The following is a 17295-nucleotide window of genomic DNA, read 5'->3' on the forward strand; positions in this document are numbered from 1 at the left end:
AGGAACTTCTGTGAAAGCCATGAGAACAGGAGATGACCGGACGATGAATTTAAGACAGACGTCTGACCTCTGACATTTATCGGTCGCCATTTTCCACAGAGCTGGCATAATGAAGCATCATGGTGGACTCAACGGAGAATATGGACGCGACCAGAGGCCTCTCGGATCGCATATGGAATGGTGTTCCGCGACAGAACCTCACGACGCGGATTGCGAACGCTATTCGGGAACAGGTTCGTTCCGGCCAGCTACAGCCTGGCGTACAACTACGCGGCGAATTGGAGTTTTCGCGGGAGCTCGGTGTCAGCCGACAAACTCTGCGCGAGGCAACTCGTCTCCTGACCCGCGAGGGGCTACTGACCATTCGCCACGGCGTAGGTACCTTCGTCGCGGAAAGCCCCGTATATCTGAGCAGCCCGCTGAACTCCATGCACTCGATGTCGGCTCTGATCCGTGAGACGGGTGGAGAAGCTCGCGTTGAAGGTCTAAGGATTCGCCGAGGCTCAGCCACCACCGAGGTTTCGACAGCACTTGGAATACCGGATGGTTCGCCCGTAGCCGAGATCTTTCGCCTACGTCTGATCGACACAAAGCCCTTGGCTGTTGCCTACGACTACATTCCTCTGCTGGAGGATGCCGCATGGAAGTTACCCCTCATCAAGACCTTCGACGGAGGATCGATCTATGAATTCATGGCGACTAAGCTTCAACGGCAGTTGATGTCGAGTGAGTCGGCTCTGACCGCCGTTACAGCGGGTAAAAGGCACTCTGAGCTACTGCATGTCAAAGTGGGCTTCCCTCTTCTGCTGATGCGCGAGGTTCAATTCGATGGGCAACGCCGTCGCGGCCTCTACAGTACGATCTTTCACAACTCCTCCATCATGGGCTTTACGCTGGTACGACCAGGGGAAGGAGTGTGACCTCCGGGCCTGCGATCTACGGCAATTTCACCATTGACGACCTCGTTTATCCAAATGGATCTACGCGCTGGGGGGTTCCAGGAGGCAGCGCTGTATATGCTGCGATGGGGGCGTTGCTTTGGACAAAGGTCTCGAGTATCGTCGCACCGCTTGGAGCAGACTATCCGATCACATTGCTGGATAAACGCATCGACCTCTCCCGCTGCCGATCGATCCCGAAGACAATGCGAAACTGGGGACTTTACGAAGAAGATGGTCGGCGACACTTCATCTCCCGCAACGAAAGCAGAGATTGGACTTACTTTAGTCCAGCGCTGGCTGACGCGGCATCCGGCTACCAGGCAGCGGCTCATATTGCACCATTGCCTTTCGAAGCTACTAAACAACTCATAGAAGAGCTCCGCGCGGGTGGGACGAAATCTATATCGCTCGACATGGATGATCATGACCTTCTCGGCAATCGAAGCTTGAAAAAGATGATGGAACTGGTGAGTACGGTGGATCTATTCATGCCAAGCCAGCAGGATGTTCTCGCACTGTTTCCCGGTAAAGGCCCGCTGGAGGCAATGCACCAGCTCCGAAGCCTAGTTCCCGAAGTAGCTCTCATTGCCATCAAATGCGGCGCTGGGGGCACTATAGCCCATCTCGCAGGATCTGAAGAGTACCTCAGAATTCCCGCGGTACACGTTGAGGTTATTGATCAAACGGGCGCCGGAGATGCCTTCTGTGGAGGTGTGCTGGGTTCACTTGCAAGACAAGGGGATCTATTAGAAGCCCTGCTCTGTGGTGCTGTGTCGGCGTCATTCTGCATTGAGGGGATGGGGTTTTCCAGTCTTTTGGAAGCGACGGGTGAGGCCGCAAACAGCCGGTTGGAAAGGCTGCGACAACGCGTCGAACGCGCCCCCTGTAAGTGAAATTCACCGGCTCCCAAAGACGCATAAGTAGGGATCTTTAAATAAACCGTCAGAAATCGTAGTTAACGATCTTGAATCTTGGAATGGTGGCCTGCATCAAGCAGCGACTGATCTTCGTAAGTGACCAGATGCACGTCTGCTGCAATCTGTGCTGCTCCGGCGCCGCTGCGTCCTTCGGCTTCAGTATGCTCGATCTGTTGCCACCACCGTGCGATTGGTTATAGAACTACGGCAGATATTCCATGCAAATGGTCATACACGACGGCGGCTTCGCCACGTTCGGCGATCTGTGAGAGAAGCTGGCGGATCGACCATTTCCGAGCCGTTCTTCAGACGCATACCCAACGTCGTTACGGCGGAAAATCTCTCGCTCGTAAAATCGGTGCCAAGGACATCGCGGAAGACGAAGATATCTTCCTTCATCACCATGCTGGGCCAGCACCACTTCGCTTGCACTCCGATCTCGTTGAATGCGCAGAAGCTTCTCTAATTCCTTCTGACCGATGTCGGATCCTGCCAGCGGTGGCGCTGACAGGATCCGTTCGATATGTAACTCTTCAGGTTAAAAGTAGAAAGGTGTTTTCTGCGATTTGCCCGAACAGAAGTGATGTTGCCAGAAGACAGAGAGCCAGGATGAGCCGGATATGTAAGCGGAGGATCCTCATTGGTCCTGGTTAAGATTAATAAGTGAACCTGAGAGAAAACTCCAGGACGCGAGGTGTTCCGCTTCCCACAAGCCCGGCGTTATTGACCGTTGAGGTAATATGCCCAAAGTTCGAAGGCACCGAAAGAGTTCTTACTCCGCCCACCGTCGCAATGCTGAGAGCCGCCGCCGGACTTGCATACTGTGCGCGATTGAAGAAGTTGAATGCCTCCGCGCGAAACTGAAGATCGTTGCGCTCTCTCACACGGAAATGCTTTTCCACCGCAGAGTCGTTCTGCCAAAGGGCAGGTCCGTTTGCAATATTTCGCCCTGAGTTGCCCCATGTGCCAACAGCAGGCAAAGCAAAGGCAGCCGGATTGATCCATTGCGAGGTGCTGCGATTGGGAAGGTACAAAGCTACACCGGCAACGCGGTTGGGGCGTTGTGCCTGATTGTTCCCATCAGGTAGTTCAGTGGCGCCGCGGGCCAGCGTAACGTTGAGAGGAAATCCTGCGCGTGCCGTAAAAAGGGTGGTGACAGACCATCCACCGACGAACAGATCCGTTACTTTGCTTGAATCGCGGAGATAGGTGCGCCCGCGACCAAAGGGTAGATCGTACACCCCACTCATCGTGCCTGTGTTTCGCGAATCAAAATCACTGCTGGCATACTCGCATCGGAAGCAGGAAAGGTTCTGGGCTGCATCACCATCGCCTCCACCCACAGACCCATCATTCATCGCATGGGAGTACATATAGTTTCCTCCAAAGAAGAGGCCATTGTGGAAGCGCCGAGACAAGCTCACAACGCCGGAGTTGAACGACGACATTCCTTCGTTGTACTTCGTGTCGATCTGGCTTGGAAACTGTGGCAACGGACGCGAGTTTGTCGCGGGGTTGATCAGGTTGGTATAGCTCCGACGAAAGAGATGCACTCCGTGTGAACCAAGGTATGTGAGCGTGAGAGCCGTCTGCCCGAGAAGGGCCTGCTGGACCGAAGCGGTCCATTGCTCCACGTATGAATCTGGATGATGAAGCGCCATGGAGCGCGGGGTAAGCGCCAAGCCGGTCGAAGGCGTGAGTGCAGGGGCAACCGGATAGCTGTATTGCACCAGCGCTCCATTTGACTGGATGCCGCTCGTAAGAAGAGTAGAAGGCTCGTTATTGACGGCCGGGCTATCCTCATCGCCCAGTTGCACCTCACCGTGGTAAACGCCAAAACCGGCACGGAAAACAGTCTTTCCTTTGAGCGACTCTGGAGAGAAGGCCACCGAAGCGCGCGGATCGAAACTTAGGTAGTTGGGATGGTAGAACTGTCCTCCAAACTGGCAGTACCCTCCACATTCGGCGATATCAAAGGCGATGGCGCTGTTGTGTGCCTCAGTGAAAGGCGAAAAATAGTTGTACCGCAAACCATAATTAAGCGTCAGGCCACGCGATACTTTCCATTCGTCCTGGGTATATCCGGCTACGTGAAACTTCCGCATGCCTTTGTCAGGAAGGGCGGCCGTCGTCAAAAACGTGCTGAGCTGATTGGCGAGGAACGCAGCGGTGTTCAGAAACGTTGCAGTTCCGTCCACGGAGTTCTGTTCATTGAAGCGAAGAAGTTTCAGCTCCGCACCGAACTTGAAGGTGTGGTTGGATCTGGTCCAGGTCACCGTATCATTCAACGACTCTGATTGCCCGACCTGTTCCTTGCTATAGTTTTCGTTCAGAGAGGTCAGTCCAGTGATAGCAAAGTTGAACGGCAAGCCTGTCTGCTGAGCCTGGATATAGGTATTTCGATTGAATCCAAGCTGGATTTCGTTGATGGCATGGGGGCTGAAGATGTGAGTTTCTTCCACCACAAAATTCTGAATACGCGATGTCACGTTGATGGCTTGCGACAGAGCATTCAATGCGCTCGCAGAAACGCCGTCGTCGATGTTGTAGCGAACGTAGCCGGAATCATTGGAAGAAAATCTGTGGTCGATACGGACCGTTCCTGTATTTTCGCTACTCGGACTAGCAACGACGCCGGTGTACGAATAGATATTCGGATCGGTGGTGGCAGCAACCCCCGTAGGATAAGCATTTACTATGAAAGCCAGCGAGGGCTGAGCTGCCGTTACCTGAGCACGAAAAGCAGGACTTGGCACAAAGCCAGTCTGTGGCACGCCTCCGAGATGCTGCTTGAATCCTTCGTAGTTCACAAAAAAGAAAGTTCGGTCCTTGAGGATGGGACCGCCAAGACTTCCACCAAACTGGTTCAACTGGAACACCGGCTTTTTCACTGCCGACTTGATCGGCCCGTTCGCGTCGAAGTAGCTGTTTCGGAAGTAATCAAAAACACTGCCATGGAACGTGTCGGTCCCGGACTTGGAGATGAGACTCACCTGTGCTCCGGCCGATCCGCCGGTATCTGCGGTATATGCTCCCGTGTCTACTTTGAACTCGGCCACAGCCTCGGTCGAAAACTGCAGACGCAGTGCGGATTTGAGCGAGGCGTGGAAGACGCCGCTGGCATCCACACCGTCCAGGCGGAAGTTGTTGTCGTCCGTTCCGTTTCCAGCAAAGCGGATAGACGACTGTGCACCCGAACCAGAATCGATGGCCCCCGGCGCCAGCAATTCCAGGTTTGTAATATTCCTTCCATTCAGAGGCAAGCGCGACACCTGAACCGATTGCACCGTACCTCCGACGGTGGCATTGCTCTTATCGAGTTGGGCGCCCTCACGATCGGCTTCTACGTTTACAGCCTCACTCACCGAACCTACGACGAGCTTGGCATTCACAGTTCGCGTGTCGCCAGAGTGAAGGTCCACATCGCCCACACGTGAATCCTGAAAGCCCTCATGGGTGAAGACGATGGAGAAGCGACCGATAGGAAGCGACGAAACCACATATTGGCCACTGCTATTCGTCGTCGTCCGACGTGTCTGGTTGGTACCTTCCTGGGTGATAGTGACAGATGCCTCCCCGACTCCTGCACCGGTCGCGTCCGTGAGAGTTCCATTCAATTCTGTACGGTCGATCTGGGCGAAAAGCGAGCAGGGAGAGAGCAGTGCGGTACATACGATCGCCGCATAAAGGATGACAAGTCGTCGGAACATTTATATCTCCACGCTTCTAGGTTGTTTTGGGCGACAGATTTCCTGCCGCAGTCAAAGAGCGACTACAGTGGGCATGAATAAACCGATTGATTATTTTTGAAGTGGAGCGAAAAGGAACATCAGATCGGGAATCTTCGAAGCCAATTCAGTCCTAATTTGATCTGCCTTCTGCGCAGCATCCTGCTCACTGGTCGCATCCGTACATGCAATCTCCATGACCAACAGCCCGATCTTGCGCTGTTGAGCATCGAACATCGGCATCTTCATGTTGTAATATTCACCGTCTGCAATACGCGGACCGTAAATCTTGCCGTCCTTGATTGCTGCGAAGTCACCCTCTGAAGTATGGATGCCGAGTCTCGTCTCATTTCCGTTTGCAATGAGGATCATCGTTTGTTGTCCTGGCGGAATCACGTGCAGTCCTATGCGCCGAAGCAGCGGATGCTTAGCGAGCTCTTCCAGCACGATCTTTTGGGCGACCGGCGCATTCACTGTTTCTTTTGGGTCGGCAAGGGGGGCGCGAGGTGGCTGCGTATTCGTGGGCTCGAAGACAAGGACACGCGCGGAAGAAGTACCTTGCTTCGGAACGGACACGAAGAGACGATTCAGTTCCGGAACAAAGCGGGCTGTCCTTGCCTTAACCCCTGTCTCCACGCTCGTACGCTGTTCATAGTGGTTCAGATCGGTCTGATCAAACACATCGAGAAAGCCATCAGTGCTCGCATAGAGTCTGCGGCTCACTGGATCGTAGATCAGATCATCAACGCCCGTGTGAATCTTGAGCGTCTGTAAAAACATCCCCGTATTGCTATCCAGAATTTCGATCTGCCCGTTACGGCAGCCGACAAAAAGTCTCTGACGCTGTTCGTCCAACGCAAGAGCCACATTGTCCTTGCAGGTATGTAGGGCCCAGCGCGAAGTAAGTACATTTTGGAGACGATTCACTACGACGATCTCCTGGGTGGCCTTATCGTTTAGGTACAAACGCGGCCGGTATGCATCAAGGGCCATTGCCTCCAGGGTGTCGCCATCAATCTTGATGTCTTGCAACTTCTCGTCACGCGTGGTGTCCACTACGCTCAGCATGGAAAACTTCTGGCCAGCGTCCCCACCGCCATTGGCGATATAAAGCAGCTTCCGTGACGGGTCAAAGCCGATTGAGTCTGCGTCTTTTTCGAGACCGATGCGTTTCATCGGCACATACGAAGCTCCATCGAAGATACGCAGGGATCCGTCTATTCCGTCTGTCACATAAAGACGGTCGAGGTCTGCCCGGAAAAGCACAGCGTGGGGTCGTGTAACCGCTATCTGGTTGATCACCCTAACCGTCGCGAGATCCAGTACGAGAACTTTTTTGAAGTCCTCAGGCGTCACGAACAGTCTCTGACGCTTAACATCAACTGCGAGGTGGTCAAAATTTCCCTCGATTGCTGCAGGCAACTCTAGATCCGCTATCTTTTTCATCGCCGGTACTGGATTTGCTGGGATCGCTTGCAAGGGAGTCTGTCCGACAGAGTTTCCGCCGAAGCAACAGACCACCATGAAGATTGCCGTGAACCGAGGGAGCATGAATTTTCCTAAATTGACGTTATATTTCTGAGAGCATCGTCAGCATACGACGGCCCACTGGCATGTGGCGTGAAAGATAAAACAATTGAGACTCAGGCAATCTTCAGGTTAGGCGGTCATCTGAGCACACCCTTGCTTAGATAATTTAGAACTTGTAATGCACGCTGAATTGAAACCGCCGTGCTGGCATTGCTGCTGTAGGTTGCTCAAAAAAAGCAGAGCGAACATTTCCGACAAAAGTCATATAACTGGTTGTGTTTGTAACATTGAATGCGTCCACGCTGAAAGCGAGGCCGGACTGCACATCGCCAACCTTGAGCGGGAGCCTGAGCTCCTTACCCCATCGCAGGTCCAACTCAGTAATCTTCGATCCTTCTAGGCTATTACGAGCAACCCCATTTGGCCTAGCGTTCAAGAGGCCGGTGTGGAATACGTCTACTCCTGCCATCTCGTTGTAAGGTAGTCCCGAATAAAGCTTTGCGGCAAAACCTAAATTCAGCCAGTGCTCTTCGTTAACGGTGCCGAGCAGGTTGAAACGATGACGTTGATCGAGATCCGAGCGAGCATATTCCCCCGAGAGAGAATATTGGTTTGCTGGAAACCACATGATTCCCCCCGTGTTATTGTCCGTTCTACTCAAAGAGTACTGAGCCACCCCTGAGAACCAACGGCCAGCTTTTCCTTGGAGAGTCAGGTCCAACGCGTTTCCCAGCTGCCGCCCTTCCGATTCAATCTGGCGTATCACTCCATAACGCGGGTCTGGACGGTTTGTGTACGACGGCGGCAACGGCGCATTGACATCGCGCGATCGAAACATCGCGACACCCACGGTGCCACGATAGGTAGCCGCGAACGTTACACCGGAAATCAGTTGGCGTTCCACGCCAGCACTGAAGTTCGTGATGTAAGGGATTCGACCGCCCGGCCCAAGACGCACCAGGTTTGTCGGAAAGTTGGAGATATCTGTACCGATTGGGAAAGGATTGGAGATCGCAGGATTCAGAAGCGTCACGGAGCGAATTATGAAACCGTTATATCGTTTCAAATCTGCGATAGGCTGTGCGCCGGATCTGTCGTAAAACAACCCGGCTCCAGCGCGTAACACCAGCTTGTGGTCATTGCTGCTGTAGGCGATGGATCCCCGAGGCGCGAAATCGTGGAAAGACTTGAAATAGGTCTGCCAGTCGTAACGAAGTCCGATGGCGATCTGAAGATTCCGGCTGATCTGGATCTGATCCTGGAAGAAGGTGCCCAGTTCATTCATCCAAAAGACGGAGCGCCCAGGTCCGGCCTGCTGTGTGAAGGAATAAGGCGTTCCATTTGCATAGTCTGCAAGACTGGCAAAGCTGTAGGTCCCAAGGCGGTTGGATTGATCTTCCCAGGCACGGCGACTCAGGTTGGGAATGTTGATACCAAACTTTACGTAGTGACGTTTGTGCGTCCAACTGACGATGTCGTTGATCTTGAGGTTATTTTCCGTCTGTAAGATGTCTCCCTGAGCACCGCCATCCGTGAAGCTACCGTCAACGATCATTTTCTGCTTCTGAGTTGCACTCCGAATCGGATCACGGTCTTTCTCGTAGAACAATTGCAGCTGATTCAACAAAGATGGCGAGATAATAATTCTGTCGTTCAAGATCACATCGTCTTCGCGGCTCTGTGTGTTTAAGCCAGCGGAACCAAGCACAAGGCCCCCCACTCCCTGGTTCCGTGTGACGACATCGGAGACGTTGTATTGCAGAGACAGGCGATGAGAGGCGCTGAACTCATGGGTTATCCGCGTCGCAAACTCAGTATCGTGAATAGGAGTGGCGACGTTATTGTTGATCAAGCCTGACGGTGTGACCGCATGCACAATGGATTGGAGATTGTCTTCGGACCGGGAACCGGATAGCAGGAACATCGTGTGCTGGTCGATCGGAACGGGTCCGGTAATGGAGCCTTCATAGATGCGCTTTTGCTCAAACGGCTTGCTCACAGCGAAGTAATTGATAGCGTCTGTCACCGAATCGCGAAAAGTAAAGTTCAAACTGCCATGCAGTTGAGCTGTACCGGGCTTGGTAATGATCTCAATGCGACCTCTGCCCGGACGGCTGGTTTCTGAGCTGTAGGGGTCGCTGTTAATGCGCACTTCCGAGATCGCCGATACCGATACTCCAGTTCCCTTCATCTCTACGCCGTCGACAACGATACTAACTCCGCTTGTCGCCAAGCCTGTTTGATCAAGGAAGGGAGTCAGAGCGGCGATATAGTTCTGATCGAAGATGGGAACGTGCTCAAGCAACTTGCTGTCTGCATGAATCTGATCTCGGTTATCTGCATTATCCAACGAAAGTTTCTCCGTCTCTGGTCCTACTGTCACGTCCTGTGAAACAGAGGCCAGTTGGAGTTGTACTTGGAGAGTAGCGGTGCTGCTGTTCCCGATGGTTATTTCTGTCGAGTACTCGTCGAAGCCGTTCTCTGCTGAAACGTGCACAGCATATTTTCCTGGCGGAAGGTGCTGCAAACGAAACTCACCTTCCGCGTCAGACACTGCGCGAATCGAATCAGAGCCGGAGCGCTGGAGACGAATCTCGGTTTGTGGAACGGCAGCACCGTCAGGATCGCTCACCCTTCCAGTGACGGTGATCTGTGCATAGATCGCGGTTCCAAGAAGCAGTTGAAGGCAAGCAGCGGGTAAGGCGAAGTGAAATGGTATTTTCGGCATCATCGGGTTTCAAGATAACTGCGAGATCCTGAATTTCCCATGAGCGAGGAATCATTAGACTGTCGAAAATGATTTCAAGGGCAGAGCAGCGAAATCGGCTGCGGCAAACGAGATCTCGAAACTGGAACCTTGTCCGGGCTCACTGTCCAGATGTATGGAACCGCCATGTAATTCGACGAGGCTTCTTGCAATAGCCAGACCCAGACCGCTACTTCCGTCCCCGTGTGTTCGGGCGGTATTCACTCGATAAAATCTTTCGAAGACACGGCTGTGGTGTTCGCGAGCGATGCCGATACCTGTGTCGCTGACTGTGTAGCCACAGCGTTGCCCCTCCGACCATGTCTTAACCACGATTCTTCCGCCTGAAGGTGTATAGCGAATGGCATTATCCAACAGGATCATCAGTACCCGCTCCACAACCACTTGATTACCGTGAATGGGGAGCAACTTCTCGACGGGGTCCACATCGAGTCGTATCTGCTTCAGGTCTGCCTGGATGGTAGCTCTGGAAGTCATCGCTGCAACTGAAGCCCCTAGCTCGAACAGCTCTCTGCCTGCCGTGTTTTCCTCTAGCCCGTTCCGTGCGAGGGTCAAGAGATCGGCGATGAGGCGTGTCATGTAATCGCTCTCGGTCAGAATATCCGTCAAGCCGCGACGCACTCTCTCCACATCCGCCGCATCCATCATAAGGAGCTCTGCAGTCGACCTTACAAGCGCTACCGGACCGCGCAGTTCATGCGAAGCATCTCCCGTAAACTGTGCGATGCGGTCGTACGATGCGGCGATACGGTCCAACATACTGTTGATCGTGATCGAGAGTTGATCGAGCTCATCCCCATTCCCCGAAAGTGCCAGGCGCCTTTGAAGGTTCTTCGCATCGATCGTGTTTGCGGTCGCCGTGATGAGGTGGACCGGCGCGAGCACACGGCCGCTCATCCAATATCCCCCTGCCGCCGCCGCACAGGCAGCAAGTGGTATGCAAAAGAGGAAGAGCAGGGCTAAACGTTCCATCAACTCTCCATAGCCAGTCTGGTCTACTGCCACCTGGAGAGAGAAGACATATGGACCAACGTGAGCCATACGACTGATGGTTTGATAGTTGTGGCCAGCTGCTGTCTGACTCTCTTTATGAATGCCGGTCGGTGGAGGCTTCACATCTTTGACGGCAGCCATTGCGTCCGGCTGATAAAGAACCTTACCGTTGGCATCTCGGACACGAAACATCTTTCCTCGCGGCATTAAGGCTGAATGCTCCCTCAGTTCTTCCCCCAGGTCGTTCATCTCGTGAATGGCCAATTTATGGTGGAGAAATGTGTCGATGCCGTCCAGGCCTGAGATCAACTCTACGTCTGCGGCTTTGCGCAAACCCCAAGCGGCGGCTATGTACACAGTCGATCCAAGCAAGATAATCGTGAACGCGACAAGTGTGGCATACCAGACCGTAAGTCTAAGACGGATGGAAGAGACCCTCATTGATCCCCCGCTGAAAGCTTAAATCCGAATCCGCGGACAGTGCGAATCAACTTTTGTTTGTGCTCATTGTCCACCTTGAAGCGAAGCTGCTTCATAAACGCGTCCAGGGTATTGTTCTCGACGGTCGTCTCGTAACCCCAGACAGCATTGATGATGGCATCCCGGCGAAGAACTACATTAGGACTTCGCATCATGAACTCCAATAGCAAATGCTCAGTTCGGGTTAGGGAGAGGGCCCTGCCGGCCCGTGTCGCGGTGTGCGTGACAGGATCCATGCAAAGATCGCCTACTTCATATTGCATGGTGTGCGGAACCATTCGCCTTCGCGCAAGCGCACGAAGACGAGCGAAAAGTTCTTCAAATGAAAACGGCTTCGTAAGATAGTCATCCACTCCACTGTCGAGACCGCGAACGATGTCTGAAGTGGAGTCGCGTGACGTGAGCATCAGGATTTGGGTAGAGATACCGCTCTGGCGAAGCGACCGGGCGACCGAGAACCCGTCCATCTCGGGCAACATCGCGTCCAAAAGGATGAACTCAAATTCGAAATCTATTCCCAGCGCTAAACCTTCGCTGCCCGTATAAGCAACCGTCACCCGGTATGCCTTCCTCTCGAGCGCATCCCGCAACACTGAGGATAGTTTCAGATCATCTTCCACGATCAGAACTCGCATGATGAAACAGTCGCTCCGAGTCCAGATTAGCGATCCAAGCTGAATTTAGCCTGAAGATTCTGCTGTTGCAATCTTGCTTCGCAATGAATCTCAACGATTTCTTAGCCCTCTGGGCGAACAAGAGGCGAATTGTTTAGATAGCAGGGAGAGCCTATGGATCGAGAATCGCGAATGCAACTGAGCTTTGCGGCCCTGTCCTACTCGCGGGTCCACGATAGAGCTAGTGGGATGCTCAATTCGTTAGGAAGCAACTAGAGCGTTGGACCCGGCGAACTTCTCTTTACGACGAAAGGTGAGTCTGGTACGAAGCTTGGGTTGTGGGTGACGTATCAACTTTTCGCAAAATACGGTGATTCCGTGCAGGTATATATAGCTCCGCACGACCTGACTCCACCGGAGAGGTCTTTCGAGTGTGCTTTGCTGACTCCGATAGGGTGGTCCCTGATATTGCAGGAAGTGGTTCGGCCAAAATGGTGCATCACGCCCAACAGCGGAAGGCCGAACGATAGGATGCCGAAGCTCCAGATAAAAAACCTTAAAGATGATGCGCTGACTGGCTATACCAGTCCAAACTGCGTTAACTTCTCGTAGAGAAGTCGACGATGGATTCCCAGCCTGCGAGCAGCGTCTGACTTGTTGCCGTGAGAGGCCTTCAGCGCCAGATTGATGAGATGGCGCTCCCAACTTGCTACTGCATCATGGAATGGCAGTGCGACTGCGGCTTGAGTATCAAACACACCTGGTCCGGCACCCTTCTCTTTCGCTAACTCTTCCTGGATCTGTTCGGCTGTAATGGCGCGTCCGCCGGCTTTGACGGCAGCTCGTTCGATCAGATGCTCCAGTTCCCGCACATTGCCTGGAAAGGAATAGTTTTGCAGGGCTACGATGGCATCGGCAGTAAGGCCAGTCAAGGCGAGTTGATTTCGTTGAGCGTAGCGCGCAAGGAAATACTCCGCCAATGGAAGTATGTCGGACTGGCGCTCTCGAAGTGGCGGGAGCCGGACCGTAAAGGCATTCAGACGATAAAACAGATCAGCACGAAAAGTCTTCTGCTCGACATCATCTTCCAGCGGACGATTTGTAGCAGCAATCACCCTGACATCGGCATGGATGGAGGCCGTTCCACCAACCCGCTCGAAGGTGTGCTCCTGTAGAACACGCAAGAGCTTCGGTTGAAGCGACAGCGGTAGCTCTCCGATCTCATCCAAGAAGATTGTGCCTCCATCGGCGGCTTCAAACTTCCCGCGTTTCTGGGCCATCGCTCCGGTAAAGGCACCGCGTTCGTGTCCGAAGAGCTCAGACTCCAGCAGTTCGGGAGGTAAGGCTGCACAGTTGAGAATGATCAAGGATCGACGGCTTCTGGCGCTATTTTGATGGATCGCGCGGGCAACGACTTCTTTGCCAGTGCCTGATTCTCCCAGTAACAAAACTCCCACGTCGGTAGCGGCGACTCTGCCGATGTTCTTAAAGACCTCAATCCACGCCGGCGAGTTGCCGATGAGCTGAGGCTTCGACTCCTCCTCAGATTCATTGAGGTTTTTAAGAGAGCGATCTCTGAACCTCTGCTGTCTTAGGAGTTCGACCTCGCGCTGCAATTCCATGTGCCGGATTGCGCGTGCGACGGTGGCGAGGGCCAAGTCAATGTCGAGAGGCTTTGTAATGAAGTCATAGGCGCCAAGCTGCATCGCCTGCATTGCATTCGGCCCCGTGCCGTGGGCAGTGAGGATGATGACAGGCATGGTGGTCAACAACCCTTCGGATTGGAGGCTCTTGAGAAACTGCTCCCCTCCTCCGCCGGGCATCTTCCAATCGCAGAGCGTAAGGTTGGGAGTCGTAGTCTGAAGCAAGGCGATCCCTTCTTCTGCGTTCGTCGCAATGCGGGTTAGGTATCCCGCATCCGACAGCAGTTCCCGTAGCGTCTCTCGAAAGTTATGATCGTCATCCACGATGAGCACTTCAAACATCTTGTCCGGCCTCTTGTTCCGCAATTCTTAGGGTATCCCGATCATTGCAATCCAATGGCAGTTGGAGGGAAGCTACGGCTCCGCCGCCCTCGCAGTTGGCGAGAAGTAATTCGCCTCCGTGAGCCTGCACTATCTCAAACGAGATGGAAAGTCCGAGTCCTGTTCCCGTGTCTTTCGTGGTGTAGAATGCGTCCATCGCATGACGCAAGGCTGCTGGCGTAAATCCTCGCCCGTTGTCCATGATGTCTATTTGGGCGAAGTCAGCATCAAGTGCCGTGCTGATCATTACGCTTCCACCTTGCGCGGTGGATTGCGATGCCGAATGGAAGGCGTTATCCATAAGGTTGTCGAGCACCTGCAACAGTCGGCCTCGGTCTGCCAGAACTACGCTGTGGGACGTTGCCTTGCAGATAATCTGGATACCTTTTGCCGTTTCTTTTTCCGCCCATGTCGAGGCCGTAACCGCGCATAGATCATCAAGCGAGACGGGCTGAAGTTGAAGCTGGATCGGTCTGGCGAAATAAAGGAGGCGGCGAATGATTGTGTCCAGACGGTCGATCTCTTCGAGGATCACGGCGCTGCTTCGTTTAGCCGCTTCCGCATCAGTGGATCGCTGCCACATCTGCGTCCGCATTCTGATCGTTCCAAGCGGATTTCGGAGTTCATGCGCGATGCCAGCGGCGAACTGGCCCAGTGCAGACAGTCGTTCATTGTGGCGGACCTGAGATTCAAGCGTCCGCTCGTTCTCGATCTTTTCCTGTAAAGCGAGCGCCAATGAGTCGATACCGTGCAGGACGCGATCAAATTCCTCCAGCGGCGGACGGCCCTGCATCTGCTGACTCGCGGCCGGCAAGCCACCCTCCATCGAACCAAGCCGTTGGAGAACAATATTGACTCCACTCCGAATCTCCGTCGTCACGAACACAGCAAGTAACGCAGTAATCAATGCAGCGATGCCAAACCCAACGCTTCCATAGAGTAGTTCTCGATTCTGTCCGCCCTCGATTCCGGGGAGACGCTCCATGAGCCAGGCAGCGCCAGTAACTTCCTCGCTAGCCTTGACGGTCTCATCTGTCCGTGACGGCTCATGGATGGGAGCCGCTACAAAGAGAATGGCATCATGCGGCCCCTCAAAGCGAAAGGTCTTGGTAGCGTTTGCCGTTACCGCTTCTCGCGCAAGATTCTCGATGGTAGGACGTTCTCGCTCCGGCATACCCTTCTCCGCCCCTGGCCCCTCGTGGGTTGGGAAGGCGTATCCAATCAGCGCATCAGCTCTGGCCGCGTAGAAGCCCCCCTCTACGCCGTCCTCGTGCTGCAATGTTTCTGCCGTGAGCCCTTTGAGGAGATCAGGTTTTGGATGCGGTGGTCCGTCGCGCTCAGGGTGCGGTGGTACCGGAGGAGCAGGAGGAAGGGGAGGAGGCGGTGGCGGCCCCGGCTTGATCGTTCGGAGAGAATTATCCGGGGTCCGACGGTCGGCATAGTTTCGCGCGAGACTGGCAGCCACGCTGACAAGATGATGCTCGGTGAGGGAGAGCGTTTCCGCATGGCGATTGCGGAGAAACGTAAACAAACTGATGGCAGCGGCCGTCAGGAAGAGAAACGTTAGAACCACGAGCAACAGGATGCGGGAGCGAAGACTTCTCCAAAAGATCTTCGGCATTCGGCTCCTCTCTCTCGTCGTGCTTCTTTGAACTTCTATCAAGTCGCTGTCGTTATGGTATGCAACTTACCCGCCAACCGGAATCATGCCGATCTTGGCAGTTGTTATGGAGATCAGATACTACGAGCCTGCGCTATCGCGAACGATCTGTACACAATCAGCACAGCGTATGAGCGAATTGCGGTCAGGCCGGGGGCTCCTAAAGCTTCTGATCTCCGAAACGTATAGCGATTACGAGACTTCGGCGGTTTCGAGGAATGGCATGCCGCTTGCCTTATGACGGGTAGAGGTATTGCCAATGCACATTCCATCTTCTCTAAGAATCACAACTCTCGCGCTCGCATTGAGCTCTGTGGCATTTGCACAGAGCCCGGCTCCCGCACCACCAACACCTCCGGCTGTTCCATCGGCTGCTGCGTCTGCGCCTATCCCACCGCAACTCTCCATGGTCACCCAATCCTCTCGCGTCCGCGCTTTCAACGCTGGTTCCAGCGGAGAGGTACGCAGTTTGTACCTCCAAAACGGCAGTGTCGTTCATCTGGCACCCGGACTCGGCGGGCAGGTTGGCACCGCCGTCCGAAAGGGCGAAAAGATAACAGTGACCGGTACGAAGTCAGAGATCAATGGACCATCTTTAGTCGAAGCGGCAAGCATCCGGCTGAACGATCAAACCTTTTCAGCAAATGCGCCAGCTCCAGGGCCACTGGCTGAAGGGGTGGCACCACCCCCACCGGCAGTACCGCTGGCACCTCCCGCACCCGCACCTCGACGCAGAAACAGAGCCGCCTCACCCGCACCTTGTGGAGCGACTCTTGATACCCCTCCTCCACCGACAGGCCCAGACGGACCTCCGCCGCCGCCGAGCGGAGCAGCACCACCCCCGCCGCCGGACGGAATGGCTCCTCCACCGCCGCCTCAAAACTGAGACTGCCTCTGATTTGCGCTCTATCCCAATCTTGACCGGATGCGCGGGCACTCTATGCCCACGTATCCGCTCGGGAGCTATAACGACCAGTTTGTGATAAATAGAGCTGCCTGTTCGATGAGCCGAACCCCAACGGCATCGAACTCTGTACCAAGAGAAAGAGAGGACTGCTTTATGCCACCTCCGAAGAAGGCAGTGAAGAAAGCTGCGAAGAAGGCCGCCAAGAAAACTGCTGGTCATCACCACGATAAGCATCACCAGGCAAACGACCTACGCCGCGCTTATGAGCACATGGGCCGGGTAGCAGTGCTCCGACAAAGCTCAAAGTCGTCTGCGACGGATGCCGTTGCCGAACTGACCGAGTTAGCTCAGCGGGCAATCAAAGACGGACACAGCAAATACGCTGCCGATCTGCTCCGAGCATCGGAGCATCTCAGTTTCACGGTTCTGGCTGACGATGGCTCTGGGATCGTTCGCGTATCCGCCGAACTCAAAGAGTCCATCACGGAACAGTTCGATGAGTTGATGCAAAGGGCAGATGAGCACTGGGAGGAAGAAGAGCAACACTCCAGCATCCTGACCGGGATATATCAAAGCTCCCGCGACAGCGCTACCAAAGCGTTCAAGGTTCGCGCTTACCACCAAGGACTTGAGTTTGCGCGCGCCGCGGAAGCTCTTGCTCATGTGAAGCAGTATGGTCCTCTCAAGCTTGAGAGAGGCCACAAGAACCTTCAACTCAAGAGCGCTTAGTTCCG

The 17295-nt window shown here is 54.2% G+C and carries 11 protein-coding genes; 3 read left to right on the top strand and 8 right to left on the bottom strand.

Annotated elements, in window-relative coordinates; all coding sequences use genetic code 11:
• Positions 1 to 140: 140 nt before the first annotated feature.
• Both ACIPR4_RS21770 and ACIPR4_RS14175 read left to right on the top strand, forming a co-directional pair.
• Positions 141 to 920 (top strand): GntR family transcriptional regulator, encoded by a 780-nt coding sequence (locus tag ACIPR4_RS21770; protein ID WP_245536348.1) that lies wholly within the window; start codon positions 141 to 143, stop codon positions 918 to 920.
• On the top strand, positions 917 to 1834 hold the full coding sequence (locus tag ACIPR4_RS14175; RefSeq protein WP_013569351.1) for a carbohydrate kinase family protein: 918 nt from the start codon (positions 917 to 919) through the stop codon (positions 1832 to 1834). The genes ACIPR4_RS21770 and ACIPR4_RS14175 overlap by 4 nt, the downstream gene beginning before the upstream one ends.
• A gap of 252 nt (positions 1835 to 2086) precedes the next feature.
• On the opposite strand, the gene ACIPR4_RS22765 is transcribed toward ACIPR4_RS14175, so the two are convergent.
• From ACIPR4_RS22765 to ACIPR4_RS14210, 8 genes are all read right to left on the bottom strand, one after another.
• Complete coding sequence (locus tag ACIPR4_RS22765; RefSeq protein WP_187290186.1) at positions 2087 to 2290, bottom strand: hypothetical protein; 204 nt, start codon at positions 2288 to 2290, stop codon at positions 2087 to 2089.
• A gap of 224 nt (positions 2291 to 2514) precedes the next feature.
• Complete coding sequence (locus ACIPR4_RS14180) at positions 2515 to 5568, bottom strand: TonB-dependent receptor (protein ID WP_013569352.1); 3054 nt, start codon at positions 5566 to 5568, stop codon at positions 2515 to 2517.
• 90 nt (positions 5569 to 5658) lie between these two features.
• Entirely contained in the window at positions 5659 to 7137 is a 1479-nt protein-coding gene (locus ACIPR4_RS14185) for a YncE family protein (RefSeq protein WP_013569353.1), read from the bottom strand.
• Positions 7138 to 7282: 145 nt separating this feature from the next.
• A complete protein-coding gene (locus ACIPR4_RS14190; protein ID WP_013569354.1) occupies positions 7283 to 9847 on the bottom strand; it encodes a TonB-dependent receptor in 2565 nt (854 codons plus the stop codon).
• A gap of 51 nt (positions 9848 to 9898) precedes the next feature.
• Positions 9899 to 11068: a HAMP domain-containing sensor histidine kinase gene (locus ACIPR4_RS14195; protein ID WP_245536349.1), complete on the bottom strand. Its 1170-nt coding sequence runs from the start codon at positions 11066 to 11068 to the stop codon at positions 9899 to 9901.
• Positions 11069 to 11313: 245 nt separating this feature from the next.
• Entirely contained in the window at positions 11314 to 11976 is a 663-nt protein-coding gene (locus tag ACIPR4_RS14200) for a response regulator transcription factor (RefSeq protein ID WP_245536350.1), read from the bottom strand.
• Between the two features lie 572 nt (positions 11977 to 12548).
• Positions 12549 to 13955 carry a sigma-54-dependent transcriptional regulator gene (locus ACIPR4_RS14205; protein ID WP_013569357.1) on the bottom strand — a complete coding sequence of 469 codons (1407 nt, stop codon included), beginning with the start codon at positions 13953 to 13955 and terminating at the stop codon, positions 12549 to 12551.
• Positions 13948 to 15615: a sensor histidine kinase gene (locus ACIPR4_RS14210; protein ID WP_013569358.1), complete on the bottom strand. Its 1668-nt coding sequence runs from the start codon at positions 15613 to 15615 to the stop codon at positions 13948 to 13950. Before ACIPR4_RS14210 ends, ACIPR4_RS14205 begins: the two co-directional genes overlap by 8 nt.
• A gap of 1099 nt (positions 15616 to 16714) precedes the next feature.
• Here ACIPR4_RS14210 and ACIPR4_RS14225 point away from each other — a divergent pair.
• Positions 16715 to 17290 carry a hypothetical protein gene (locus tag ACIPR4_RS14225; protein ID WP_013569360.1) on the top strand — a complete coding sequence of 192 codons (576 nt, stop codon included), beginning with the start codon at positions 16715 to 16717 and terminating at the stop codon, positions 17288 to 17290.
• Positions 17291 to 17295: the final 5 nt, after the last annotated feature.

It is taken from the genome of Terriglobus saanensis SP1PR4 (genome assembly GCF_000179915.2).
Lineage (GTDB): Bacteria > Acidobacteriota > Terriglobia > Terriglobales > Acidobacteriaceae > Terriglobus > Terriglobus saanensis.